Source organism: Mycobacterium sp. NGS17 (assembly GCF_059813205.1).
In genome coordinates, this window is sequence record NZ_JCALED010000001.1 from 584,140 (window position 1) to 609,008 (window position 24,869).

Annotated in this window: 25 protein-coding genes and 1 pseudogene; 16 read left to right on the forward strand and 10 right to left on the reverse strand. The window is 68.2% G+C overall.

Annotated features, from left to right (window positions below; genetic code table 11):
- The first annotated feature begins 110 nt into the window (after positions 1-110).
- From AC5Y7E_RS02840 to egtE, 7 genes are all read left to right on the forward strand, one after another.
- A complete protein-coding gene (locus tag AC5Y7E_RS02840) occupies positions 111-1,559 on the forward strand; it encodes a catalase (protein WP_499917145.1) in 1,449 nt (482 codons plus the stop codon).
- 38 nt (positions 1,560-1,597) lie between these two features.
- A complete protein-coding gene (locus AC5Y7E_RS02845; RefSeq protein WP_499917643.1) occupies positions 1,598-2,245 on the forward strand; it encodes a sensor domain-containing protein in 648 nt (215 codons plus the stop codon).
- Between the two features lie 181 nt (positions 2,246-2,426).
- Entirely contained in the window at positions 2,427-3,740 is a 1,314-nt protein-coding gene (gene egtA / locus AC5Y7E_RS02850) for an ergothioneine biosynthesis glutamate--cysteine ligase EgtA (protein ID WP_499917144.1), read from the forward strand.
- Positions 3,741-3,832: 92 nt separating this feature from the next.
- Positions 3,833-5,149 carry an ergothioneine biosynthesis protein EgtB gene (gene egtB, locus AC5Y7E_RS02855; protein ID WP_499917642.1) on the forward strand — a complete coding sequence of 439 codons (1,317 nt, stop codon included), beginning with the start codon at positions 3,833-3,835 and terminating at the stop codon, positions 5,147-5,149.
- Positions 5,149-5,871, forward strand: a complete 723-nt coding sequence (egtC, locus tag AC5Y7E_RS02860) for an ergothioneine biosynthesis protein EgtC (protein ID WP_499947362.1) — start codon at positions 5,149-5,151, stop codon at positions 5,869-5,871. The genes egtB and egtC overlap by 1 nt, the downstream gene beginning before the upstream one ends.
- Positions 5,871-6,836, forward strand: coding sequence for an L-histidine N(alpha)-methyltransferase (egtD, locus tag AC5Y7E_RS02865; RefSeq protein ID WP_499917142.1), 966 nt, complete (start codon positions 5,871-5,873; stop codon positions 6,834-6,836). Before egtC ends, egtD begins: the two co-directional genes overlap by 1 nt.
- A gap of 47 nt (positions 6,837-6,883) precedes the next feature.
- Complete coding sequence (gene egtE, locus AC5Y7E_RS02870; RefSeq protein WP_499917641.1) at positions 6,884-7,990, forward strand: ergothioneine biosynthesis PLP-dependent enzyme EgtE; 1,107 nt, start codon at positions 6,884-6,886, stop codon at positions 7,988-7,990.
- A gap of 43 nt (positions 7,991-8,033) precedes the next feature.
- Here the strand turns inward: egtE and AC5Y7E_RS02875 are convergent.
- Both AC5Y7E_RS02875 and AC5Y7E_RS02880 read right to left on the reverse strand, forming a co-directional pair.
- Positions 8,034-8,111: pseudogene (locus AC5Y7E_RS02875) on the reverse strand (SAM-dependent methyltransferase); the annotation flags it as partial.
- A gap of 10 nt (positions 8,112-8,121) precedes the next feature.
- Positions 8,122-9,594 (reverse strand): glutamate-cysteine ligase family protein, encoded by a 1,473-nt coding sequence (locus AC5Y7E_RS02880; protein WP_499947363.1) that lies wholly within the window; start codon positions 9,592-9,594, stop codon positions 8,122-8,124.
- 136 nt (positions 9,595-9,730) lie between these two features.
- Here AC5Y7E_RS02880 and glpK point away from each other — a divergent pair, with 136 nt between their 5' ends.
- Complete coding sequence (gene glpK, locus AC5Y7E_RS02885; protein WP_499917140.1) at positions 9,731-11,257, forward strand: glycerol kinase GlpK; 1,527 nt, start codon at positions 9,731-9,733, stop codon at positions 11,255-11,257.
- 43 nt (positions 11,258-11,300) lie between these two features.
- Here the strand turns inward: glpK and AC5Y7E_RS02890 are convergent, their stop codons facing one another.
- On the reverse strand, positions 11,301-12,011 hold the full coding sequence (locus tag AC5Y7E_RS02890; protein ID WP_499917139.1) for a PadR family transcriptional regulator: 711 nt from the start codon (positions 12,009-12,011) through the stop codon (positions 11,301-11,303).
- A 202-nt stretch (positions 12,012-12,213) separates the two neighbouring features.
- On the opposite strand from AC5Y7E_RS02890, the gene AC5Y7E_RS02895 reads away from it, so the two are divergent.
- The gene (locus tag AC5Y7E_RS02895) at positions 12,214-12,603 is read left to right on the forward strand and encodes a hypothetical protein (protein ID WP_499917138.1); all 390 of its coding nucleotides are present in this window, start codon (positions 12,214-12,216) and stop codon (positions 12,601-12,603) included.
- Here AC5Y7E_RS02895 and AC5Y7E_RS02900 read toward each other — a convergent pair.
- Positions 12,600-13,532, reverse strand: a complete 933-nt coding sequence (locus AC5Y7E_RS02900) for an RDD family protein (RefSeq protein WP_499917137.1) — start codon at positions 13,530-13,532, stop codon at positions 12,600-12,602. The two genes, AC5Y7E_RS02895 and AC5Y7E_RS02900, sit on opposite strands and share 4 nt — an antisense overlap.
- An 80-nt stretch (positions 13,533-13,612) precedes the next feature.
- Between AC5Y7E_RS02900 and AC5Y7E_RS02905 the strand changes: the two genes are divergently transcribed.
- Entirely contained in the window at positions 13,613-14,605 is a 993-nt protein-coding gene (locus AC5Y7E_RS02905; protein WP_499917136.1) for a stage II sporulation protein M, read from the forward strand.
- Between the two features lie 26 nt (positions 14,606-14,631).
- Here the strand turns inward: AC5Y7E_RS02905 and AC5Y7E_RS02910 are convergent, their stop codons facing one another.
- Genes AC5Y7E_RS02910 through AC5Y7E_RS02930 form a run of 5 tightly spaced genes read right to left on the reverse strand, consistent with a single transcriptional unit; the run spans position 14,632 to position 20,063 of the window.
- Positions 14,632-15,954 carry a DUF58 domain-containing protein gene (locus AC5Y7E_RS02910; RefSeq protein ID WP_499917135.1) on the reverse strand — a complete coding sequence of 441 codons (1,323 nt, stop codon included), beginning with the start codon at positions 15,952-15,954 and terminating at the stop codon, positions 14,632-14,634.
- Positions 15,954-16,931: an AAA family ATPase gene (locus AC5Y7E_RS02915; protein ID WP_499947364.1), complete on the reverse strand. Its 978-nt coding sequence runs from the start codon at positions 16,929-16,931 to the stop codon at positions 15,954-15,956. The genes AC5Y7E_RS02910 and AC5Y7E_RS02915 overlap by 1 nt, the downstream gene beginning before the upstream one ends.
- Complete coding sequence (locus tag AC5Y7E_RS02920; protein ID WP_499917133.1) at positions 16,928-18,067, reverse strand: DUF4350 domain-containing protein; 1,140 nt, start codon at positions 18,065-18,067, stop codon at positions 16,928-16,930. The genes AC5Y7E_RS02915 and AC5Y7E_RS02920 overlap by 4 nt, the downstream gene beginning before the upstream one ends.
- Positions 18,067-18,720: a DUF4129 domain-containing protein gene (locus AC5Y7E_RS02925; protein WP_499917132.1), complete on the reverse strand. Its 654-nt coding sequence runs from the start codon at positions 18,718-18,720 to the stop codon at positions 18,067-18,069. The genes AC5Y7E_RS02920 and AC5Y7E_RS02925 overlap by 1 nt, the downstream gene beginning before the upstream one ends.
- A 23-nt stretch (positions 18,721-18,743) precedes the next feature.
- The gene (locus AC5Y7E_RS02930) at positions 18,744-20,063 is read right to left on the reverse strand and encodes a DUF7847 domain-containing protein (RefSeq protein WP_499947365.1); all 1,320 of its coding nucleotides are present in this window, start codon (positions 20,061-20,063) and stop codon (positions 18,744-18,746) included.
- On the opposite strand from AC5Y7E_RS02930, the gene AC5Y7E_RS02935 reads away from it, so the two are divergent.
- From AC5Y7E_RS02935 to AC5Y7E_RS02960, 6 genes are all read left to right on the forward strand, one after another.
- The gene (locus AC5Y7E_RS02935; protein WP_499917130.1) at positions 20,062-20,526 is read left to right on the forward strand and encodes a GatB/YqeY domain-containing protein; all 465 of its coding nucleotides are present in this window, start codon (positions 20,062-20,064) and stop codon (positions 20,524-20,526) included. The two genes, AC5Y7E_RS02930 and AC5Y7E_RS02935, sit on opposite strands and share 2 nt — an antisense overlap.
- Before the next feature lie 143 nt (positions 20,527-20,669).
- A complete protein-coding gene (locus AC5Y7E_RS02940) occupies positions 20,670-21,656 on the forward strand; it encodes an LLM class F420-dependent oxidoreductase (RefSeq protein WP_499947366.1) in 987 nt (328 codons plus the stop codon).
- A 187-nt stretch (positions 21,657-21,843) separates the two neighbouring features.
- A complete protein-coding gene (locus tag AC5Y7E_RS02945) occupies positions 21,844-22,221 on the forward strand; it encodes a malate dehydrogenase (RefSeq protein WP_499947367.1) in 378 nt (125 codons plus the stop codon).
- Between the two features lie 65 nt (positions 22,222-22,286).
- Positions 22,287-22,841 carry a type 1 glutamine amidotransferase domain-containing protein gene (locus AC5Y7E_RS02950; protein ID WP_499947368.1) on the forward strand — a complete coding sequence of 185 codons (555 nt, stop codon included), beginning with the start codon at positions 22,287-22,289 and terminating at the stop codon, positions 22,839-22,841.
- Between the two features lie 103 nt (positions 22,842-22,944).
- Positions 22,945-23,634, forward strand: coding sequence for a HemK2/MTQ2 family protein methyltransferase (locus tag AC5Y7E_RS02955; RefSeq protein ID WP_499947369.1), 690 nt, complete (start codon positions 22,945-22,947; stop codon positions 23,632-23,634).
- The gene (locus tag AC5Y7E_RS02960) at positions 23,631-23,885 is read left to right on the forward strand and encodes a CDGSH iron-sulfur domain-containing protein (protein ID WP_499947370.1); all 255 of its coding nucleotides are present in this window, start codon (positions 23,631-23,633) and stop codon (positions 23,883-23,885) included. Before AC5Y7E_RS02955 ends, AC5Y7E_RS02960 begins: the two co-directional genes overlap by 4 nt.
- Here AC5Y7E_RS02960 and AC5Y7E_RS02965 read toward each other — a convergent pair.
- Entirely contained in the window at positions 23,812-24,852 is a 1,041-nt protein-coding gene (locus AC5Y7E_RS02965) for an iron-containing redox enzyme family protein (protein WP_499947371.1), read from the reverse strand. The genes AC5Y7E_RS02960 and AC5Y7E_RS02965 overlap by 74 nt on opposite strands.
- Positions 24,853-24,869: the final 17 nt, after the last annotated feature.

Here is a 24,869-nt window from a genome sequence, read left to right on the forward strand (position 1 = left end):
CCGGGGCGTTCAACACCACAATGAGAATGCTTGCCGTGCGGGCAGATTCGGCGAGGCGGTGTGCGACTTCGGATACTGCGGCCTTCAGCCGGTGACGAGGAGAGAGCGTAATGACAGAGCGTTTCACGACCAATGACGCCGGTATCGCTGCGCCGAGCGACGATCAGTCGCTGACGATCGGCCCAGACGGGCCGATTCTGTTGCAGGACCATTACCTGATCGAGCAGATGGCGATGTTCAACCGCGAGCGCATCCCGGAGCGTCAGCCGCACGCAAAAGGTGGTGGCGCGTTCGGTCAGTTCGAAGTGACCAATGACGTCAGCCAGTACACCAGGGCCGCGGTCTTCCAGCCCGGCACCAAGACCGACATGCTGGCCAGGTTTTCCACCGTCGCCGGCGAGCGGGGCAGCCCGGACACCTGGCGCGACCCGCGTGGCTTCGCGCTGAAGTTCTACACCAGCGAAGGCAATTTCGACCTCGTCGGCAACAACACCCCGGTCTTCTTCATGCGCGACCCGTTGAAGTTCCAGCACTTCATCCGCTCCCAGAAGCGCTTGCAGGCAAGCAACGTTCGCGACCACAACATGCAGTGGGACTTCTGGAGTCTCTCCCCGGAGTCGGCGCATCAGGTGACCTGGTTGATGGGCGACCGGGGAATCCCCAAGACCTGGCGCAACATGAACGGCTACAGCAGCCACACCTACAGCTGGATCAACGCGGCCGGCGAGATCTTCTGGGTGAAGTACCACTTCATCACCGACCAGGGCATCGAGTTCCTGACCCAGGAGGACGCGGACCGGTTGGCCGGCGAGGACGGCGACTACCACCAGCGCGACCTGTTCGAGTCGATCGAACGCGGGGATCACCCGAGCTGGACGCTGAAGATGCAGATCATGCCGTACGAGGAAGCCAAGGATTACCGGTTCAACCCGTTCGATCTGACCAAGGTGTGGCCGCACGGCGACTACCCGTTGATCGACGTCGGCCGGATGACGCTGAACCGCAATGTCACCGACTATCACGCCGAGATCGAGCAGGCGGCATTCGAGCCGAACAACACCGTGCCCGGCACCGGCTTGAGCCCGGACAAAATGCTGCAGGCGCGGGGCTTCTCGTACTCCGACGCGCATCGCGCCCGACTGGGGACCAACTACCGGCAGATCCCGGTCAACACCCCCAGAGTCGAGGTGAACAGCTACTCCAAAGACGGGGCGATGCGGATGAACAACGTCTCCGACCCCGTTTATGCGCCCAACTCCTATGGTGGGCCGCACGCCGACCCGGCACGCGCCGCCGAGATCCGCTGGCATGCCGACGGTGACATGGTCCGGTCGGCGTACACGCTGCACGCCGAGGACGACGACTGGGGGCAGGCCGGCACCATGGTCCGCGAAGTCCTCGACGACGCGGCCCGGGAACGCTTGGCGGGCAACATCATTGGCCACGTGTCCCAGGGTGTGAAGGAGCCGGTGCTGTCGCGGGTGTTCGAGTACTGGCGCAACGTCGACCCCGACCTCGGGAAGAAGGTCGAGGACGGCGTCCGGGGCAACGGGGGCTGACCGCACGTCCGTGCGCCTGGCATGATCGCTGCATGACCATGCGGGTTCGCGCCACCGCGATCACCGTCGCCCTGGCCATCGCGGGCGCGGCCGCCCCTCCAGTGGCGGCAGCGCGCCCGTCGGAGCCGGGCGTGGTGAACTACGCGGTCCTGGGCAAAGGCTCGGTCGGCAACATCGTCGGCGGACCCATGGGGTGGGAGTCGGTCTTCACCCAGCCCGGGCAAGGCGACTGGGTGGACCTCCCGGAGTGCAACAACTGGGCCGACATCGGCTTGCCCGAGGTGTACAACGATCCCGACCTGGCCTCGTTCAACGGAGCCCTCACCCAGACGTCGGCCACCGACCAGACACATCTGGTCAAGCAGGCCGTCGGGGTGTTCGCCACCAATGAGGCCGCGGGCCGGGCTTTTCATCGGGTGGTGGATCGAACGGTGGGCTGTTCGGGACAGACGACCGCGCTTCACCTGGACAACGGCAGCACCCAGGTCTGGTCTTTCGACGGTGGGCCGGCCGGCCCCGCCGACGAGAACTGGACCAAGCAGGAGGCGGGCACCGACCGCCGGTGTTTCAATCAAACCAGGCTGCGCGAAAACGTGTTGCTGCAGGCGAAAGTGTGCCAATCCGGCAACGCCGGGCCCGCGGTGAACGTGCTGGCCGGGGCGATGCAGAACGCCCTGGGTCAATAATCGGCCGATTTGGGTATCCGTCTTCCCCGTGCACGCGCAGGTGCGAGAAGGGAATATGTCGGGGTCATCTGATAGATGAAGCACTAGACGAAGTTGTGCCGATTATCGTTCGATTGGCTGCCGCAGGGAAGCGGTCCGCAAGTCCATGTTCCGGCTTGCCCGAACCCGAAGGGATCGTGATATGACGTTCGCGCCGATCACCTCCGCGGCTTCGCAGTCGGAGTCGCGGGTGGCCGGCGCTGACCCCGCCCCGCAGCTGGACGTCGCCGAGCTGGCCGACTCCGCGGCCGTCGCGCAGTACATCGCCGACGGATGTCTGGTGGACGCCCCGCTGGGCCGTATCGGCCTCGAGCTGGAGGCCCATTGCCACGACCCGGCCGACCCGCACCGCAGACCGGGGTGGAACGAGATCGCCGCCGTGCTCGACGCGCTCCCCGCGTTGCCCGGGGGCAGCAGGATCACCGTGGAGCCGGGCGGCGCCGTCGAACTGTCCGGGCCGCCGGCCGACGGCGTGCTGCCGGCCATCGACGCCATGCGCCGCGATCAGGCCGTGCTGCAGCCGGCGTTTGCTGAGGCCGGGCTGGGCCTGGTCTTCCTCGGCGCCGACCCGCTGCGTCCACCCAGGCGCATCAACCCCGGCGCCCGGTATCGCGCCATGGAGCGCTTCTTCGCGACCAGCGAGTCGGGGGACGCGGGTGCCGCGATGATGACGTCCACCGCATCGATCCAAGTCAATGTGGACGCTGGGCCGCGGGACGGCTGGGCGGCGCGAGTGCGCCTGGCACATGCCTTGGGGCCCACCATGATCGCGATAACGGCGAACTCGCCGATGCTGGGCGGTGAATTCACCGGCTGGGTGTCGAGCCGGCAGCGAGTGTGGGGTCGGATGGACTCGGCGCGCTGCGGACCCATCTTGGGGGCGAGCGGTGATGACCCGGGCACCGACTGGGCCCGGTATGCGCTCAAGGCCCCGGTGATGCTGGTGCACAACCCCGACGCCGAGGCCGTCACGTATTGGGTGCCCTTTGCCGACTGGGTCGACGGCCGCGTGTTGCTCGCGGATCGCCGGCCCAGCGTCGCTGACCTGGAGTATCACCTGACGACGTTGTTCCCGCCGGTGCGGCCCAGGCAGTGGCTGGAGATCCGGTATTTGGACAGCGTGCCGGACGCGTTGTGGCCCGCTGTGGCGTTCACCCTGGCGGTCCTGCTCGATGACCCGGCCGCGGCCGACATCGCGGCCGAGGCGGTCGAACCGGTTGCCACCGCCTGGGATACCGCCGCCCGGGTGGGGCTGCGGGATCGGCGGCTGTATGCGGCGGCCAACGCCTGCGTGGCCGTCGCCGCCGCGAAAGCCCCGGCCGAGCTGGGTGATTCGATGCAGCGGTTGGTCCGCCTTGTCGACCGGGGCCGCTGCCCCGGCGACGAGTTCTCCGACCAGGTGATCGAGCACGGCCTCGCGCCAACGGTGGCGCGACTGGCTCAAGGAGAGCTGTGACGTCTCCTGATGATTCCGACCCGCTGCGCCCGGTCCCCCGCAAGCGGGTGGGGGCACCTCCCGCTCGCGGGGGAGTGCCCCCAGCGCCGCGCTTGCGGTCGTCATGCCGGGAGGGCATCGCCCAGGACTTGGCGCGGGCGCGCACGCGGACGTTGCGTCTGGTCGAGTTCGACGACGCGGAGCTCTGCCGGCAGTACGACCCGTTGATGAGTCCGCTGGTGTGGGACCTCGCGCACATCGGCCAACAGGAAGAGCTGTGGCTGTTGCGCGGTGGTGATCCCGCGCGGCCCGGGATGTTGCCGCCGGCGGTCGAGGGGCTCTACGACGCCTTCGTGCACTCCCGCGCCAGCCGCGTCGACCTGCCGCTGCTGTCGCCGGACAAGGCGCGGGCATATTGCCGAACCGTGCGGTCCGCCGTGCTCGACGCGCTCGACGTGCTGCCCGACGATCCCGCCGGCGACGAGGCGGCCTTCGTGTACGCGATGGTGGTCAGCCACGAAAACCAGCACGACGAAACGATGCTGCAGGCCCTGAACCTGCGCAGCGGCACACCGCTTTTGCGAGACGCCCCGGGGCTACCGGGCGGCCGGGCGGGATTGGCCGGCACGTCGGTGCTGGTGCCCGGCGGCGAGTTCGTGCTCGGTGTGGACGCCGCCAGCGAACCGCACTCGCTGGACAACGAGCGTCCGGCCCACGTCGTCGACCTGCCCGCCTTCCGGATCGGGCGGGTTCCCGTCACCAACGGCGAATGGCGCGGGTTCATCGACGACGGCGGCTACGACCAGCCGCGGTGGTGGTCGGAGCGCGGCTGGCAGCACCGCCAGGGCGCGGGCCTGACCGCGCCGCAGTTCTGGAGTTCGGACGGCACGACTCGCACCCGATTCGGCCACGTCGAGGACATTCCCGCCGACGAACCCGTCCAGCACGTCAGCTATTTCGAGGCCGAGGCCTATGCGGCCTGGGCCGGTGCGCGGTTGCCCACCGAGATGGAATGGGAGAAGGCCTGCACCTGGGACCCGTCCACCGCGACCCGGCGCCGCTACCCCTGGGGAGAGCGCAAACCGGACGAGACGCTGGCCAACCTGGGCGGCACCGCGTTACGGCCCGCGCCCGTCGGCGCCTACCCCGGCGGCGCGTCGGCGTACGGGGCCGAGCAGATGCTCGGCGAGGTCTGGGAGTGGACCGCCTCCCCGCTGCGGCCCTGGCCCGGGTTCGTCCCGATGCTCTACGAGCGTTATTCGCAGCCCTTCTTCGACGGCGATTACCGGGTGCTGCGCGGCGGCTCGTGGGCGGTGGAACCCGGCATCATCCGGCCGAGTTTCCGCAACTGGGACCACCCCTACCGGCGCCAGATCTTCTCCGGCGTCCGGTTGGCGTGGGACGTCCCCGAGGCCCGGGGTCGCGCCTGATGTGCCGGCACCTGGGCTGGCTGGGGGCCGACGTCACGGTTTCCTCGTTGGTGCTCGAGCCGCCGTTCGGGCTGCGCGTGCAGTCCTATGCGCCGCGCCGCCAAAAGCACTGCCTGCTCAACGCCGACGGTTGGGGCGTCGGGTTTTTCGACACCTCCGCGCAGGGCTCCCCGGAGGGCGGGGCGCCGCGCCGCTGGCGCAGCCAGGCGCCGCTGTGGGGCGACGTGTCGTTCGATTCCATCGCGCCCGCGCTGCGCAGCCACTGCGTGGTGGCCGCCGTGCGTTCGGCCACCGTCGGCATGCCGATCGAGGCCAGCGCGTGCGCGCCGTTCACCGACGGGCAGTGGTTGTTGTCGCACAACGGAATCGTCGACCGAGCCGTGTTGCCGACGACGGCGCGCGCCGAATCGGTCTGTGACAGCGCGATACTGGCGGCCACAATCTTCGAGCGCGGACTCGACGCGCTGGGGCAGATCATCGAAGAGGTCGCCGCGGCCGATCCACATGCCCGGCTGAACATATTGGCCGCCAACGGGTCTCGCTTGTTGGCGACGGCCTGGGGCGACACGCTGTCCATCCTGCGCCGCCGGGACGGCGTGGTGCTGGCCAGCGAACCCTACGACAACGACTCCGACTGGGAGGACGTGCCGGACCGCCACCTCGTCGAAGTCACCGCGAACGGTGTCACGCTGACGCCGCTGGACCAGTCGAGAGGATCTTGATGACGCTGTCGCTGTCGAACCACCTGGCCGCCGACTCGGCGTACCACGCGTTGCGCCGCGACGTGCTGGAAGGCCTGCAGAAGACGCCGAAGGCGTTGCCGCCCAAATGGTTCTACGATTCGGTTGGCAGCGATCTGTTCGATCAGATCACCCGGCTGCCGGAGTACTACCCGACGCGCGCCGAAGCTGAGATCTTGCGCGCCCGTGCGGCCGAGGTCGCATCGGCCAGCGAGGCCGACACCCTGGTGGAATTGGGCAGCGGCACGTCGGAGAAGACGCGGCTGCTTCTGGACGCGCTGCGGGCGCGGGATTCGCTGCGCAGGTTCGTCCCGTTCGATGTCGACGCCGGCATCCTGTCGACCGCCGCCACGGCCATCCAGCGGGAATACGAGGGCGTCGAAATCAGGGCCGTCTGCGGCGATTTCGAAGAGCACCTGACCGAGATCCCCGAAGGCGGGCGACGGCTGTTCGTGTTCTTGGGGTCCACGATCGGCAATCTCACGCCCGGACCGCGCACGGAATTCCTTGCCGCGCTGTCCGCCCAGATGCGGCCCGGCGACAGCCTGCTGCTGGGCACGGACCTGGTCAAGGACACCGGGCGGCTGGTGCGCGCCTACGACGACGCCGCCGGTGTGACGGCGGCGTTCAACCGCAATGTGCTCGCGGTGGTGAACCGGGAACTCGACGCCGACTTCGACGTCGACGCCTATCGGCATGTGGCCCGGTGGAACGCGGCCGAAGAACGCATCGAGATGTGGCTGCGGTCCGATCGTCAGCAGCGGGTGCGGGTCGGTGCTCTCGAGCTGACCGTCGACTTCGACGAGGGTGAGGAGATGCTCACCGAGGTGTCGTGTAAGTTCCACTCCGACAAGGTGACTGACGAATTGGCCGCCGCGGGATTGCGTCGCACCCGGTGGTGGACCGACGAGGCGGGCGACTTCGGGTTGTCGTTGGCCGTGAAGTGACCGGCCCCAGCGCGCTGGCCGAGCGATGGCGGTCAGCCCGCCCGCCGATGGCGGGGCTGCACCTGGACAACGCGGCGTGTTCCCGTCAGAGCCTGGCGGTGATCGAGGCGACCGCGCAGCACGCCCGCAATGAATCCGAGGTCGGTGGCTATGTCGCAGCCGAGGCCGCCGCACCGGTGCTCGATGCCGGACGCGTCGCATTCGCCGCGCTGGCCGGAATGCCCGATGCCGAAGTGGTTTTCACCACCGGCTCGCTGAACGCTCTGGATCTGCTGCTGGGCAGCTGGCCGGCGAAACGCGCAACGGTGGCTTGCCTGCCCGGCGAGTACGGGCCCAACCTTGCCCTGCTGGCCGCCCACGGGTTCGACCGGCAGCTGCTGCCTACCCTGGAGGATGGGCGGGTCGCGCTCGACGACGCGGCGCTGGCCTTGGACGCCGATCCGCCGGACCTGGTGCACCTGACGGCGGTGGCCAGCCATTGCGGTGTGGTGCAACCGCTTTCGATGGCCGCCCAACTCTGCCGAGAGTTGGGGCTGCCGCTCGTCGTCGACGCGGCGCAGGCGCTGGGCCAGATCGACTGCGCGGCGGACGCCGACGTGACCTACTCGTCGTCGCGCAAATGGATAGCCGGCCCGCGCGGTGTCGGGATGCTCGCTGTGCGCCGCGAGCTGATGGAAAGCCTGCACCCCCGGCTGTCCGCGCCGGAGTGGGCCCGCACAGACGGCTCGCCGACGGTAGCCGAACAGCTGGAGTTCGGTGAGGCCAATGTTGCCGCGCGCGTGGGCTTTTCGCTTGCGCTGGGCGAGCATCTGGCGTACGGGCCGCAGGCGGTGCGCGCGCGTCTGGCCGAGGTGGGCAGCCTGAGTCGTACGGTGTTGGCCGACGTGACCGGCTGGACGGTGGTCGAAGAGGTCGAAGAACCCAGCGCCATCACCACTTTGGCGCCCAACGACGGCGCCGACCCGCAAGCGGTGCGCGACTGGCTACTCGCCGAACGGCGGATCCTGACCACGTTCGCCGGCGTGCAACGCGCGCCGCTGGAGCTGACGGAACCCGTGCTGCGGATCTCGCCGCACGTGGACATCACGGCCGAAGACCTGGAGACGTTCGCCGAGGCGCTCATCGCCGCCACCGCGGCGACCGCGACCAGTTAGCCGGCTTTGTGTGCGGTTAACAGGTAGGCAGGCATCTTCATCTGCTCCACGGCGGCGGCCCCTCGAAGTGGGCCTGCTCGCGATATGCGCTGTCCCAGTCCATGACCTCGGCAGACGACATGATTGCGAACCTAGTCCCAGGTGTGCACCGGTTCGTTGGCATGCATGTGGCCGCAATACCGGCGCAGCATCTCTGCCAGCGCCGCGGGCCTGCTCATGCCGCCGTCCTGCAGCGCCCGCACGGTCGACGCCTGCCAGCTGGCGCCGTTGCGTCCGGCTCGGGCCCGACCCTCGATGACCCCGAGGAACCGGTCGCGCACCTCGGTGTCCACGCCCCAGCGCTGCAGGCCTTCGTCGGCGATCGGCAGCAGCGTGTCGAGCACGAGTTCGCGTGCGCTCACCTCACCCAGCCCCGGCCAACGCTGCCGGGCGTCGATGCCGTAGCGCGCCGCCGCCAGGAAATTGGCTTCCGCCACCCCGAATTCCATGCTGTCCCACAGCGGGTTGCCCGCTTCGGAAAGGCTGCGCAGCACGCCGTAGAAGAACGCCGAGTTCGCCAGCATGTCGACGACGGTCGGCCCGGCCGGCAACACCCGGTTCTCCAGTCGCAGGTGGGGGCGACCGTCGACCACGTCGTACACCGGGCGGTTCCACCGGTATACCGTCCCGTTGTGCAGGCGCAGCTCGGAAAGCTGTGGGATGCGCCCGGCGGCCAGCTCGGCGACCGGGTCCTCGTCGGACACCTCGGGCAGCAGCGACGGGAAGTAGCGAATGTTCTCTTGGTAAAGGTCCAGGACGGAGCTGATCCACTGCTCGCCGAACCACACCCGCGGGCGCACGCCTTGAGTTTTCAGCTCCTCGGGCCTGGTGTCGGTGGACTGGGTGAACAGCTCGATGCGGGTTTCGGCCCACAGCAGGTGCCCGAAGAAGAACGGCGAGTTCGCGCCCAGCGCCAGCTGCGGGCCGGCCACGATCTGCGCCGCATTCCAGTTGGCGGCGAACGCCTCGGGCGCCAACTGCAGATGCAATTGCATGCTGGTGCAAGCGGATTCGGGCGCGATCGTGGCGGTGTGCCAACTCAGTGGCTCGGGCCCGGAGATGTCGATCGGAATGTCTTCGCCGCGGGCGGTGAAGATCGAGTCGTTGAGGGCGGCGTATCGCGTCGACTCGCTCATCCAGCCGTGGTCGAGGTGTTCGGACATCAGCGTGGGCAGGATGCCGATCATGACGATGTGGGCGCCACCGTCGGCGCTGGCCTTCTTCTCGGCCTCGTTCAGGCTGGTCCGCACCTCGGCCTCGAGATCCAGCGTGGTGTGTCCGGGCAGAGCGTGCGGCGGAACGTTGAATTCGATGTTGTAGGCGCCTAATTCGGTCTGATACGCCGGATCGCCGATGGCGTCGAGCACGTGACGATTGGACATGGCCGGCTGGTAGCCGGCGTCCACGAGATTGCACTCGATCTCCATGCCGGTCAACGGCTGCTCGGACTCGAAGCATGAGCGGTCCAGCATCGTCTCGAAGGCGTCCAGGCACAGCTGTACCTTGCGGCGGTATTCCCGTCGATGCGCGCTGTCGTACGTGGTGCGCTTGACCTCTTCGCCCACAACGCAGATGCAACAGGGTTACCGCCCGTAACGCAAGCTCTCACGTGTCGCAGTCCCTGCACCGTCGGTCTCCCGGGTAGACCATGATGGACTTTTGCCGCTAAACGTGTCCGACCTCACGGGTGGAGGAGAACAGTTGGCCGAGTTCGCCGAATTCGTCGCAGCCATCGACCAGGGGACCACCAGCACGCGCTGCATGATCTTCGATCACGATGGTGCCGAAGTGGCCCGCCATCAACTCGAGCACGAACAGATCCTGCCCCGGGCCGGGTGGGTGGAGCACGACCCGGTCGAGATCTGGGAGCGCACCTCCTCGGTGCTGACGTCGGTGTTGAACCGGGCCGATCTGAGTCCGGAAAACATTGCGGCGCTGGGCATTACCAATCAGCGCGAGACGACCCTGGTGTGGAACCGCAAGACCGGGCGGCCGTATTACAACGCGATCGTCTGGCAGGACACCCGCACCGACCGGATCGCGTCGGCGCTGGACCGCGACGGTCGCGGCGACGTCATCCGCCGCAAGGCCGGTCTCCCGCCGGCCACCTACTTTTCCGGCGCCAAGCTGCAGTGGATTCTGGAGAACGTCGACGGCGTGCGTCAGGCCGCCGAAAGCGGCGACGCGTTGTTCGGCACCCCCGACACCTGGGTGTTGTGGAACCTGACCGGGGGGCCGCGGGGCGGTGTGCACGCGACGGACGTGACGAACGCCAGCCGGACCATGCTGATGAACCTGGAGACCCTGGACTGGGACGACGAGCTGCTGTCGATCTTCTCCGTTCCTCGCGCGATGCTGCCGACGATCGGCCCGTCGTCGTCGCCGCAGCCCTACGGCGTGACGTCGGAGGCGGGGCCGGCCGGTGGCGAGGTATCGATCACCGGGATCCTCGGTGACCAGCATGCGGCGATGGTGGGTCAGGTGTGCCTGTCCGAAGGGGAAGCGAAAAACACCTACGGCACCGGAAATTTCCTGCTGCTCAATACCGGTGAGACGATCGTGCGGTCCGAAAACGGGTTGCTCACCACTGTCTGCTATCAGTTCGGTGACGCGAAACCCGTTTATGCGCTCGAGGGTTCGATCGCGGTGACCGGGGCGGCCGTGCAGTGGCTGCGCGATCAGCTGGGCATCATCAGCGGTGCCGCCCAAAGCGAATCGCTGGCGCGCCAGGTCGAGGACAACGGTGGCGTCTACTTCGTCCCCGCGTTTTCCGGGCTGTTCGCGCCCTACTGGCGATCCGATGCGCGCGGCGCGATCGTCGGGCTGTCGCGATTCAACACCAACGCGCATCTGGCGCGCGCGACGCTGGAGGCGATCTGCTATCAAAGCCGCGATGTGGTGGACGCCATGGCGGCGGATTCCGGTGTGCGCCTTGAGGTCTTGAAGGTCGACGGCGGTATCACCGGCAACGACCTGTGCATGCAGATTCAGGCTGACGTGCTGGGGGTGGACGTGGTCCGGCCCGTCGTCGCCGAGACGACGGCGCTCGGCGCCGCCTACGCGGCCGGTCTGGCGGTGGGGTTCTGGGCCGATCCGGCCGATCTGCGTGCCAACTGGCAGGAGGGCAGGCGCTGGGCTCCGGCGTGGGACGACGAGCAGCGGGCCGCGGGTTATGTGGGTTGGCGAAAAGCCGTGCAGCGGACCCTGGATTGGGTCTCCGTAACCTGAGGGGTCACGTGACGCCGCCCGATCCAGGGCCCGCCGAAGGCACTCAGTCTTCGCCGAGGATGCCGTAGATTTCACGCCGCGCATTGTTGAGGATGTCGACAATGCGCTGCTGCTGCTCGGCCGAAGCGGTGTGGGCGGACTGCCCGACCGCGCCGAACAATTGGCCCACGGCGGCCCGCAGGTTCATATGACCGGGGTCCGCCCCTTCGGTGATCTCGTCCCAGGGTGGGGTCTCGATCTTGTCGGCCGCGGCGCGACCCTGCTCGGTCAGCTCGAAAAGCTTCTTGCTGCCTTCGGTTTCGCTCGCGGTGATCAGCCCTTCGTCGTCGAGCAGCTGCAACGTCGGGTACACCGAACCGGGGCTCGGCTTCCAGAGTCCGTTGCTGCGTTCGGCGATCTGCTGGATCATTTCGTAGCCGTGCATCGGCCGCTCGACGAGCAGCTTCAGGATCGCCGCTCGCACGTCGCCGCGCTTGCCGCGCCCCGGGCCGCCACGGCGCCATCCGCCGCGCCGGCCACCGGGGCCGAAGCCGAATCCGGGACCGAATCCGGGACCAAATCCCGGTCCGAACCCGGGTCCGAAGCCGAGCGGGCCGTCGTGGCCGCCGGCATGATCGCGCAGATGCTCGCGGAAGTCCCGACGGGCCTGGCGCCGTGCCTCGTGCAGGGCGCGCCGGTCAACTGGGCCGGAGCCGAATCCGAAGCCGGGCCGGCCGCCGAAGGGGCCATCGGGGGGAGTGAATGGGTTAGTCAATGTTCTGTCCTTACGTTTGTGGGTCGCGCACCGGTCGTGCGCTACGAAACATCACGATATATCGGAAACTAACGCGATGCAACTAAGAGTGTCGAAGAAGTTCGGCGAACCCCGCCTGAACTGGGAAATCCTGGCCGTATCTGCCAACGACCGGTCCGCCAGGCGGTTTGCACGGGCGAAGCGACGGGTAGGAACTATCGGGATGGATCCCGACAACGACCTGAGGGTCAATAGCGGTGGCGCCGGCGCGACCGCAGCCGGACGACCAGATGGTGCCCGGACCCGCAGTACCTGGCCGTGGATCAACTGGGGACTGGCGCTGGCGACGGTGCCGGCCGCCGCACTTGTGATGCTGTTCGCGCTCGGCGCCATCATGAGCACCGACGGCTGCAGCGATGGCGGCTGTCCCAACCTGGGTCATGGCGGGATCGACTTCGGCGTCGCGTTCTACGGTGCGCCCGCCGTCGCCGTCGTCGTCATCGTCATCTCGTTCTTCACCGCCAAACGCCGGGGCGGTATCGCGGTTCCCCTGTGCGGATGGGCGTTGCTGGTCGCCGACGTGCTGCTCATGGCGGCGAGTGTGGCCGGCTAGCTCGGGGGTGAGAAACCGTCGGGCGTGTCGGCTTCTCCCGGGCCGGATGGACCGGGTTGCGGTCCCGGCCATCCCGTGGCCTGTGGTGGTGCTGCGGCCGGCGGACCTGGCCAGGCCGGGGGGCCCTGATAAGGGGGGCCGGGCGGTGGCCACGTCGCCGGACCCATTGGTTGCCCCGGCCCGGGCATGACCGGCCGCAGCCGGGCCAGTTCGCGGCGGTGCCGCTCGGCGAGGACCGCGGCGAGCACGAGTTCCGGCGGAGCGCCGGGCGGTGGCGGCGGCGCGATGCGGGCCACCACGTCGCCGGCGATCCGGTATCCCATCTGTACGCGCAGCTGACGGTCGAGCTGCGTTGCCCTGGAAAGGAATTGACGGGCAACCTCGACCTGGCCGGCGGACAGCCCCGACAACTGCAGCGACGACGCCCACCACGCCAATGAGGGCGGCATCATCGGGGGTGGTCCGAGTCGAGGTCCGCGTTCGTTGACCACCACCGTGCCCGCGAAGACGTCGCCGATTCGTTTGGCCTTGGGCGACAAGATGCTGCAGATGACCGCGGGGCTCCCGAACAGCATCCAGATCTCCACCAACGAAGCCAGGGCGCGAAACAACGCCTGGCGGAAGCGTTCCGGGCCGCCGTCGTCGGACACGACTCGCAGGCCCATCGCGATCTTGCCCACGGAGCGTCCCCGCGTTGCCGTTTCGAGAATCAGCGGATAGCCCACGACCACCAGCACCGTGAAGATCAGCAGGATCGCTTGAGACAGTGCGCTATCGAATTGAGTCAGCGTGGCAGCCCACAACATGAGGCCGAGCAGGTAACCGATGGCGATGACCGCGATATCGATCAGCGCGCTCAACGTCCGAACCGGCAGCTGGGCGATCTGCACATCGAGCACCACAGCGTCCCCGGTCACCACCTCCGACATAACTTCGAACGGTACAGGTTGGCTTGCGTGTGGCCTGCTGCGCGCTTGGCCGAGCCGGCGGTGCGATTAGGCTGCCGAGGGTGGATGTCGATGCATTCGTGCTGGCCCATCGCCCTACCTGGGACCGCCTTGACCGATTGATCGGGCGGCGCCGGTCGCTTTCCGGCGCAGAGATCGACGAACTCGTCGACCTCTACCAGCGGGTCTCCACCCACCTGTCGATGCTGCGCTCGACATCGTCGGACTCCATGTTGATCGGTCGGCTCTCGAGCCTGGTAGCGCGGGCCCGTTCCGCGGTGACCGGTGCCCATGCGCCACTGAGCCGTGCGTTCACGAGGTTCTGGACGGTGTCGTTTCCGGTGGTTGCCTACCGCACCTGGCGGTGGTGGCTGGCTACGGCGGCGGCGTTCTTTGCCGTCGTTGCGGTCATTGCGCTGTGGGTGGCCGGCAGCCCGGACGTGCAGTCCTTGATCGGAACACCCACGGACATCGAACAATTGATCAACCACGACGTCGAGTCCTACTACAGCGAACATCCCGCCGCGGCGTTCGCGCTGAAGATCTGGGTGAACAACTCGTGGGTGTCCGCTCAATGCATCGCGATGTCGGTGGTGCTGGGACTGCCGATCCCCCTGGTGCTCTTGGAGAACGCCGCCAACCTGGGTGTCACGGCCGGCCTGATGTTTCCGGCAGGGAAGGGGGCCTTGCTGCTGGGTCTGCTTGCCCCACATGGACTGCTGGAACTCACGGCCGTATTCCTTGCGGGCGCAACGGGAATGCGGCTCGGCTGGTCGGTGATCTCGCCGGGTGAGCGGCCTCGCGGCCAGGTACTCGCCGAACAGGGCCGTGCCGTCGTCTCGGTCGCCGTGGGTCTGGTTGCGGTGCTCTTGGTCTCCGGTTTGATCGAAGCGCTGGTGACCCCTTCGCCACTGCCGACGTCCGTGCGAGTCGGCATCGGCGTCATCGCCGAGGTCGCTTTCCTGTCCTACATCGTCTACTTCGGCCGCCGCGCTGCGCAGGCCGGCGAGAGCGGTGATATGGAAGAGTCGCCCGACGTCGTTCCGACTCGCTGAGCGTCCCGGCGGCCCGGGGCCGGCAGCTACAGGCGCCCGGTCGCCTTCATCGCGAGATAGTGATCGGCAAGGGCGGGCGCCAGTTCGGCGGGAGGGGCGTCCACGACTTCCACCCCGCTGCGGCGCAGCCGGGTGGCGATCGCGCCACGGTCATTGCGGGAGCGTTCGGCGGCCGCCGCGTCGTACACCGCCGCGGCATCCCATCGCCCCCCGGCCATGTGGTCGACGCGCGGATCGGAGACCGCGGCCAGCAGCAGGTGATGTTTGGCCGACAGCCGCGGCAACACCGGCAACAGTCCCTCTTCGAGGGCGGCCGCATTGAGGTCGGTCAGCAATATCACGAGTGAGCGCCGGCGGGCGCGCAATAATATGGCGGAAACCATTGCCCGCCAGTCGGATTCGACAAGCGTTGGTTGCAGCGGCGCCATCGCCTCCACCAGCTGCGCGAGCAGCTCGGTGCGCGAGGCGCCGAACACACCGGCCCGGCTCACCTGGTCGTGGGCGAGGAAGTCGACATGGTCCCCTGCGCGCGATGCCAGCGCCGCCAACAACAGTGCGGCGTCCATCGACCAATCCAGCCGCGGCCAGCCCGCGGGATCGGACGCGGTCGGATCGACGCCGACCCGACCCGCAGCCGTGCGGCCAGTGTCGAGCACGATCACCACCCGCCGGTCGCGTTCGGGTCGCCACGTGCGCACCACCACATCGGCGCGACGCGCGGTGGCGCGCCAGTCGATCGAGCGCACGTCGTCGCCGACGACATACTCTCGCAGCGAGTCGAATTCGGTTCCCTGACCGCGGACCAGCGTCGGCAGCAGGCCGTCGATCTCCCGTAGCTTGGCCAGCCGCGACGGCAGGTGCTTGCGGGCCAGAAACGGGGGGAGCACCCGCAGCTGCCCCGGCACCGGTCGCGAACCCTGGCGACCCGCCAGCCCCAGCGGGCCGATGGATCGGGCGGTCACCACCGTCGCTCGCTGGTCGCCGCGGCGAACCGGTTGGAGCTGGGTCTGGACGTGCTGGTCTCGCCCGGCGGGAATGTCGATGGGATGGATGCGCGGCTGCGCTTGAGCGCTGGGCGGCCAGGCGTCGCGAATCTGGCCCCGGAACCGGCGCGGGCCATCGTTGCGGATCAGCAGGCCGCACTCCACGTGCTGCCCGAGCCGGGCCGAGCGATCCGGGGAACGCACGTAGTGCAACCTGGCGGGGCTGGCCGCCAGTGCGACGTCGACGGCTACCACGATCGCCAGCGCTATCAGCAGGACCGCGAAAGCTGTTGCCGGCCAAGGGGACAGCGCAATAGGCAGGACGCAGATCAGTGCGACCAAGCCGGTGCGTCCGGTCAGGACCACTAGCGGGGCACCGGAACCGACGCCAGAATCCCGTCGAGCACCCCGTCGGGTGTGGCCCCCTCGAGTTCGGCCTCGGGCCGCAACATCACGCGGTGCCGCAGCGTCGGGCGGGCCATGGCCTTCACGTCGTCGGGCGTGACGTAGTTGCGCCCGGACAGCCAGGACCAGGAGCGCGCCGTCGCCAGCAGGGCGGTCGCGCCGCGGGGCGACACGCCGAGTTGCAGCGCGGGGGAGGAGCGGGTGGACCCGACGATGTCGACGATGTAGCCCAGCACCTCGTCGGCAACCAGCACGTTTCGCACGGCGTCGCGACCGGCCGCCAGGTCCGCGGGCCCGGCCACCGGCTTGATCGCCGACAGATCGCGCGGGTCGAAGCCGTGCGCGTGCCGATGCAGGATGGCGATCTCGGCGTCGCGGGGCGGCAGCGTCACATTCAGTTTGAGCAGAAAGCGGTCCAGCTGGGCCTCCGGCAACTGGTAAGTGCCCTCGTATTCCACCGGGTTCTGGGTCGCGGCCACGATGAAGGGGTCGGGCAGCGGCCGCGGTTCGCCATCGACGCTGACCTGCCGCTCTTCCATCGCCTCGAGCAGCGCGGCCTGGGTCTTGGGTGGGGTGCGGTTGATTTCGTCGGCGAGCAACAGGTTGGTGAACACCGGACCGGCGCGGAAAACGAACGCGGCCGTGCGCGCGTCGTACACCAGCGAGCCCGTCACGTCGCCGGGCATCAGGTCGGGGGTGAACTGCACCCGCTTGAACTCCAACTGCAGCGCCGCGGACAGCGTCCGGACCAGCAGCGTCTTCGCCACTCCGGGAACGCCTTCCAACAGCACGTGGCCGCGGCACAGCAGCGCGATCACCAGGCCGCTGACCACACCCTCCTGTCCGACGACGGCCTTGGCCAGCTCACCGCGCAACGCCAGCAGCGCCTCGCGCGCCGATTCAGCGGTGGGAGATTCGGTGGTAGTGGGTTGTGTCACGGGTGTGCGACCTGCCTTTCGATGTCGTCGAGCGCACGGGCAAGTTGTAACAGGTCGTTGTCGGTCGTCGGGGGCGGACCGAACAGATGGTAGGAGACGAACGCCGGATCGGCTCCGATGCGCCCGGCCGCGGTGGCCACCACCGCCGACGGCGAAGCGCCCGCACCCAAGCCGAGCCGCGGCAGCAGCCGCGCCAGGGTGGCCGCACGCAATGCGGCGGCCGCGCGATCGCGCGCCCGCCGGGACCGGTACAGCCGGCCGCGGCCCTCGACGGTCTCCGACGCGCGCACCACCACCGGTAACTCCTCGGCCACCAGCGGTCCGGGCCGGCGGGCCTTCCACACGGCGACCAGCAGCACCACCAGCGCCAGTTGTCCGACCAGCCAGAACACCTTGGACGGAAGCAATTCTAAAAGTGTTGACTTGGGCGAAGATTCACCCTCGACGGCGTGCGGTGCGTACCAGACGAGCCGGGGCCGGTCGCCCGCGAGGTTCATCGCCAGCGCGGCGTTGCCCGCTTGCAGCAGGCTGCTGTTGGTCATGAAGTCGGTGTTGCCGACGGTTGTGATGGTGCGCCCGTCGTTGCGGAAGCGGATCAACGCGCCGTCATAGCAGCGGGTCATCTCGCGACCGTCTTCGGACTCGTAGGTGCTGCTCACCCCGAACCGGACCGGCCCGGAGCGAACAGCCTCGCGCAGTGTGCAATTGGGGTCGAGGTCGAAACCCTTGGCGTGCGAGACCCGCACACCGGGCAGCAGCGCCCCGCGGGCCCGCGCCGTCGGTTCCACCAGCAGCAGATCCGAATGGACGTTGTCCAGCCGGTCTAAAAGCGCATCGGTGAGGTATTGGCTCTGGGCCACCAGGATCAGCGCGTCCGGGCGTGCCGCAGCTTCGACGTCGGCGATGTTGTTGGCCACGACGACGTCGACTCCGGCGCCGCGCAGCAACTCCACCAGGGCGTGCGCACCGTCGGGGCTGGTCGACGACGGGTCCATCCGGGGCCCGGGTCGCGGTGCGTTCAGATACGCGTCGACGCCGGCGATGACGGCGAGCACCAACACCGTGACGAGCACCCAGCGCCAGGCGCGCCAGCGGCGCGGTGCGGCTTCGGGACCGGCGCCGGTGATCGTCGCCATCACCGCACCTGCGCCCACGACTCGCTAGCGGCAGGCTGGCCGGGCTCGAGCGGACCGCCCTGCCAGCGGGTCAGCAGATGATCGTCGAGGTCGGCGACCATCTGGTAGGCGGCCTGGGTTCCGGGTTGCTCGCCGTAGGTGACGTCGTTGAAAGCCATTGCGGCTCGCCTCAATTCGCTGAGCAGGTGCGGTAACGCCGCACCGGCATCGCGAGCCAGCTCGTTGGCCGTCCGGCCGGGGGCGGGTATCAGCACTCCGGTTTCCTCGAGCTGGCGGGCGACGGCGCGCAGCCGGTGACGAATCGCGGCAGCCCAATTACCCTCGGCCGCAGAGTTTTCGGCGGTAGCGCGATGCTGGGCGGCGGTCAGCTGGGCGGCTTCGAACAGCGAGTGGTCACCGCCGCGGCGGGTGCGCATGGTGCGTCGCAGAATATAGATGCCGACGATCAGTGCGATCACGAGCAGGGTGAAAAGCACTGTTGCGGTGAACCATCCGCCCGGAACCGAGGAGATCTTCTGCAGCAGCCGGTAAAACTGATCGCTGATCCAGTTGATGAGCTGTTCCCCGGGGGAGCCCTTCGAATAGATCGGTTTGTCAAGCTCGTCCTGCGCGGCACGATGAGCGGCATCGCGGTCGATGTCGATGGAAGGCATCGTCAGCTAGTCCTCGCTCGGCCCTACCGGGGCCGCGTCAGCCAGAGGTTGTCGGTGGACGCGGCCGCGTAGGGACCCTGGGCCGCTCCGCTTTGCAGCACCAGGTCGAATGCCTCGGCGCGCATGCGGCGGTCGGTATACAGCAGGACGATGACGCCCGCGTTGAACGGCGCGGTGATGATCTCGCCGATCGCCGCCCCCACCGACAGAATCGCCGTGCTGACCACAAACGCCGCGGCGGACGAGTTGATCTGGACGAACTGGCCGGCGATGCTGAACGGCACCGCAACGGCGTTGGCGACGACGGATGTCACCAGCAACGCGAGCACCCGGATGCCCAGCACTCGCCAAAAGCCGTGGCGAACCAGCTTGAACGATCGGGTGATCGCGTCCATGACCGGCAGCCGCTCCAGCACGATCAGCACCGGGGCGAACAGCACCACCGTGTACAGGTAGACCAGCAACGCCAGGACGGCCAGCGCCAGCGGGATGCCCAGCACTACGGCCGCCGCGGCGTTACCGATCGCCGCCAGCACGCCGATGATCACCGCGACCAACCCGGCAAGGGCCGCCACCGCGACGGCTTCCAGCAGGGCCAGGCCGAGCAGGGCCGGCAGGCGGCCGCGGATCTTGGCCCAGGTTTCGCCGATGGTGATGGGTGACCCGAAAACCGCTCGCCCGATGATGACGGTGAGCATCCCGGACAGCAGCATGCCGCCCAGCCAGCTGACCAGCAGGCCGCCGATCAACGACGCGGACCAGGCCCCCAGGACCGCCGAGCTCAGTTCGCCGGGTCGATCGCTGGGGAATCGGTCCGCCGCGGCCAGGGGCCCGAAGAATGCGACCTTGGTTATGATCTGCATGATCACCACGACGACGGCCGTCAGGCCGAGCGTCGCTTTCGGGTTCGCCCGAACGTAGCCGACCGCGCCGTTGAAGATGTCGCCCAGGGTCAGCGGCCGTAGCGGGATGATGCCTGGTTTGACGGCTCCGTAACCGCCGAAGCGTGGCGGCGATCCATAGCCCCACGCGGGCCCGTAGCCGGATGGCGACCCGTAGCCAGGAGGTGGTCCGTAACCGGGCGGGGGCTGGTAGCCAGGCGGGGGGCCGTATGGCGGGGGCGGACCGTAAGCCGGGGGCGGGCCATACGTTGCGGGTGGACCGTATTGGGGTGGTGGGCCGTATGCCGGTGGCGGACCAGCCGGATAACCAGGTGGCGGCGCGCTCACCGAACCCCGCGGCCTTTGCAGCCGGGCGCCTCGTATGTCATGGGCTCCATCCTGTCGGCGGCCGGGGCATTTCACAACGTTGACCCCCCGCCCGGCGCGTAGCGTCTCCCACATGGCGGAACTCAAATCCCGGATCCGGACGGACCTGACCGCGGCGATGAAGGCCCAGGACAAGTTGCGAACGGCCACCCTGCGCATGCTGTTGGCTGCGATCCAAACCGAGGAAGTCTCCGGTAAGGAGGCCAAAGACCTCAACGACGAAGAGGTCATCAAGGTGCTGGCCAGGGAATCGCGCAAGCGGAGCGAAGCAGCGGAGATCTACACCCAGAACGGGCGCGGGGAGCTCGCCGCCAACGAGCACGCCGAGGGGCGGATCATCGACGAATACCTGCCCACCCCGCTCACCGAGGCCGAGGTGGCCGACGTTGCCGACACCGCGATCGCGCAGGTCGCCGAAGAAATCGGCGAGCGGCCGGGGATGAAACAGATGGGTATGGTGATGAAGGCCGCGACGGCGATCGCCGCCGGCAAGGCCGACGGCGCGCGGCTCTCGGCCGCCGTCAAAGAGCGTCTGTAGCCCGGGAGGGTCGGCCGGCGAAAACGGCCCGGCGCCCGGCTCGTCGAGCCAAACACGTTGCGCCGCAACACCAGACGCCTCACCGGATAGCGGTGACACCGCGCGCCGGTTTGCGCTCGGGGCAGTCGGGTACTCCGTCACGCATGACCAGTTTTGGCTACACTTTGATGACCGAGCAGAGTGGACCCAAAGACCTTGTCCAGTATGCGGTTTCGGCCGAGGAGCGGGGCTTCGACTTTCACGTGTGCAGCGACCACTTTTCGCCGTGGCTCGCCGCACAAGGACACGCTCCGAACGCCTGGGCGGTGCTGGGTGCGGTGGCGCAGGCCACCGAGCGGGTCGACCTCTACAGCTACGTGACGTGCCCGACGATGCGATATCACCCCGCGATCGTCGCCCAGCAGGCGGCCACCGTGCAGATCCTGTCCGACGGCCGGTTCACCTTGGGCCTGGGCAGCGGTGAAAACCTGAACGAACACGTCGTGGGCAAGGGCTGGCCGGCCGTCGCGCGCCGGCAAGACATGCTGCGCGAGGCCATCAAAATCATCCGGGAGCTGTTCGGCGGCCAATTGGTCGACTTCACCGGCGACTACTTCCAGGTCGATTCGGCGCGCCTATGGGACGTGCCCGACGTTCCGGTGGGCATCGGGGTGGCGATCGGGGGTACCCAGGCGGTCGACAAGTTCGCCAAGCTGGCGGACCATCTGATCGCAGTGGAACCCAGCACGGAGCTTGTCGACGCCTGGCACGGCGCCCGCCAGGCGGCCAATCTCGCCGGCGGCGGCCGGGTCGTCGGGCAGATACCGGTGTCCTGGGATCCCGACCGTGAGACCGCCGTCAAACGTGCGCACGAGCAGTTCCGCTGGTTCGCCGGCGGCTGGAAGGTCAACGCCGACCTGCCGACGCCGGCCGGCTTCGCCGGTGCGACCCAGTTCGTGCGACCCGAAGACGTCGCCGAGACGATCCCGTGCGGCCCTGACCTCGATGCCATCGTCGAGAGCGTCCGGCCCTACTGGGAAGCCGGTTTCACCGACATCGCGCTCGTGCAGATCGGCGGGGACACCCAGGAAAGGTTCCTCGCCGAAGCCGCTGAGCCGCTGCTCGCGGCCCTGCGCGACGCAGCAAACTGAGCACAGGTTTGACCGCTTTTCGCCCGGGTACCCGGGTCGCAGTCGTGCGCAGCCAACCAACGCGCGCCGGACGCCGGTAGAGCTGGGACGTGAACGGGCGTTCCGGCGCGCGTTGGTCCGATCAAAACCGCTGACGCACAGCCGGCTCGCAAGTGTGCGCATTCCGGCTAAGCAGGGGGAGTGAACGATGACCGATGGCGATGGTGACACTACGACCACGCTGGTCAGGGCACTCAGCGGCGCCAGCTTCGGGCTGGGCGTCAGCGAACTGGTAGCCCCGGGGAAGGTCGCCGCCATTGCCGGCGTCGACGACACCAGCCGGTCGCGGCGGGTCATCCGCGCTCTCGGGGTGCGTGAATGCGGTCACGGCGCGGCGCTGCTGGGCGGTCCACCCACGCTGGTGTGGACCCGGGTGGCCGGCGACGTCCTGGACATGGCGCTGTTGATCGCGGGAGTAGTCGCCCGCGGGCCCGGGCGCCGGCGTCGGGGCACCATCGCGGCCGTCGTTCTTTCGGGGATCGGCGGACTGGACCTTTATACGGCGTTGCGAACGACCGGGGCGTGACGCGGCTGCAGTTGAGAGCTCTTCGATCCGACGGAAGTCGGCGATCGCAGGAAAGGGATGTGACGATGTCAAATGAATTGCAGGGCAAGAAAATAGCGATCCTTGCGGCTGACGGTGTGGAGAAGGTGGAGCTCGAACAGCCTCGTGCGGCGTTGCAGGAGGCCGGCGCGCAAGTGCAGCTGCTGTCGTTGAAGGATGGCGAAATACAGGCGCGCAACCACGATCTCGAACCGGCCGGAACCTTTGCCGTCGACCGCAAAGTGTCCGAGAGTTCGGTGGACGATTACGACGGCCTGGTGCTCCCGGGCGGCACCGTGAACCCGGACAAGCTGCGCATGGACAGCTCCGCGGTGTCCTTCGTCCGCGACTTCGTCGGGTCGGGCAAGCCGGTCGCGGCCATCTGTCACGGCCCCTGGACGCTGGTCGAAGCCGGTGTGGCAGTGGGCCGGACGCTGACGTCGTATGCCAGTATTCGCACCGATCTGCGTAACGCCGGCGCCCACGTCGTCGACGAGGAGGTCGTCGTCGACGGCAATCTGATCACCAGCCGCTCGCCATCGGACCTCCCGGCGTTCTGCGCGACCATCCTCGAACAGTTCGCGCATGCGACGGCGGGTTGACCGCGGATTTCCGGCTCGTTCGTTTGAAAGCGCCGGTTTGCGGGCATTATCCCGCCAAGCCGTGATCAGCGGCAAATTTTATAGGGTTCTCGAAAGGCCAACAGTGACAACCACGTATCCCGAGCCCGCCGTTTCGTCCGTCCCCAACGTGTATCAGCCGCAAGAGGACTCTCGGTTGCTGGTGGACGTGATGCATGACACCGGCCTGATCCCGGGGCGGCGGGTCCTCGATCTGTGCACCGGCAGCGGTTTCGTAGCGATCGCTGCCGCCGCCATGGGGTGCGCCGGCGCAACGGCCTTCGACATCTGCCCGCAGGCGGTGCGGTGCGCTCGGGAGAACGCGGCGGCCGCCGGTGTGGAGGTGGACGTTCGCGAAGGATCGTGGATCGCTGCGGTGGACTGCGCGCCGTTCGACGTCGTCGTGTCCAACCCGCCGTATGTGCCCACGCCGCCCGGCGCCGAGCTGGAAGAGATCTGCCCGGCGGCCGGACCGTCGTGGGCGTGGAACGCCGGGGTCGACGGCCGGACGATCCTCGACCCGCTGTGCGAAACGGCGCCAAAGCTCTTGCGCGACGGGGGATCCCTGCTGCTGGTGCATTCGGCGCTCGCTGGTGTTCAGGAGTCGCTGGATTCGCTCAAATGGGCGGGCATGGATGCGAAAGTGATTGCCTCCAAATGGATACCGTTCGGACCGGTGATGTCGTCCCGGGCCACGTGGCTGGAGGAAGTCGGCCTGATACCGCGCGGACGCCGGGAAGAAGAACTGATCGTGATCCGCGCGGAAAAGCGATGACCACAACCCGGGTGCAGGTGGTGCCGAACGGGCCCGTGCTGGTGTCGGGCCCGGTGCGAATCGAGATGCCCAATGGCGAGGTCGTCGAGTCCGACCGGTTCATGGTGGCGATCTGTACCTGCCGACGCAGCGACCGCTACCCGCTCTGCGACACCAGTCACCGCCGGTGCCGGCGCCTCAAGACGCCGGCACGCTCATCTGCTCCAGCGGCCTCCGCAACGACGTCTGATTCTTCTTCCACGACGTCATAATCCGTTGCGCCAAGCGGTCTTCGACCGCCGCGTGCGCGCGGATGCCGAAGACGACGTCGTGTTCCAGTCGCGGGTCCTGGGCTACCAGATCGCCCACCACGTCGTTGCGCACGACGTGTTCGTGCACCGCGTCGGCCTCGACGTGCTCGCTGTAGAACTCGATGCACGCCGCCGGTGCCTGCAGCCGCCGCAGCGCCTGCACCATGCGTTGCGATCCCGGCGGTGAGGTGATCTCCGTGGAGGCGAAGTGCCCGATCGCGGCGCCGCGCAACGAGCGGTGCAGACCGAACAGCGACATGAGGTTGACCACCGCCAGCGCTTCGGCCGGCACCGCGTCGACGTAAGCCCAATACGTCGCATCCAGGCCGGCCGCCGCGAGCAGATCGGCGAACAATTGCTGGTGCAGCCGTGAGCCCCGTCCGGCGCCGTATTCATCGAATTCGATTGCCACAAAAGCCGCTTTCGCCACACCCGTCAGACGCGGGATGGCAAAAGCGTGCGGATCGCCCTCTTTGAGGTGATAGAGCGAGCGGTGCACGAAGTACTCGCACATCTGCTGCCAGGTTCCGGTGTCGCGCAGGTAATACGACGGGCCCGTGCCGTCGACGGGTTCGATTGTGAGCGCTTCCATCTCGGCCGCCGCGGTCTGGTCTGGATCGATGTGACCGACGTCGCGGCGCACGCCGGCCAGGAACACCCGTTCCAGTTCGGCGCGCAGACCCAGCAGCGTTGGATTCCACTCCCAGGCGGGGTCGACGCCGGCAAGCCCGCGGTAGTGCAGCTCATAGCACATGGACAGCGCCAGTTGCAGATCCAGACCGTACGGATCGGAATCCCGCACAGAGGCGCCGATGCGCGCCAGGTGGTAGGTCGATGGCGGACCCGCCAGCGCGCAACGTACGGCTGTCGACAGCGGCCCGTGCGCCGCAGGCAGGACGGGTTCGGTCAAGGTCGATGTGTGGGTCACGCCGATGTCTACCCGCT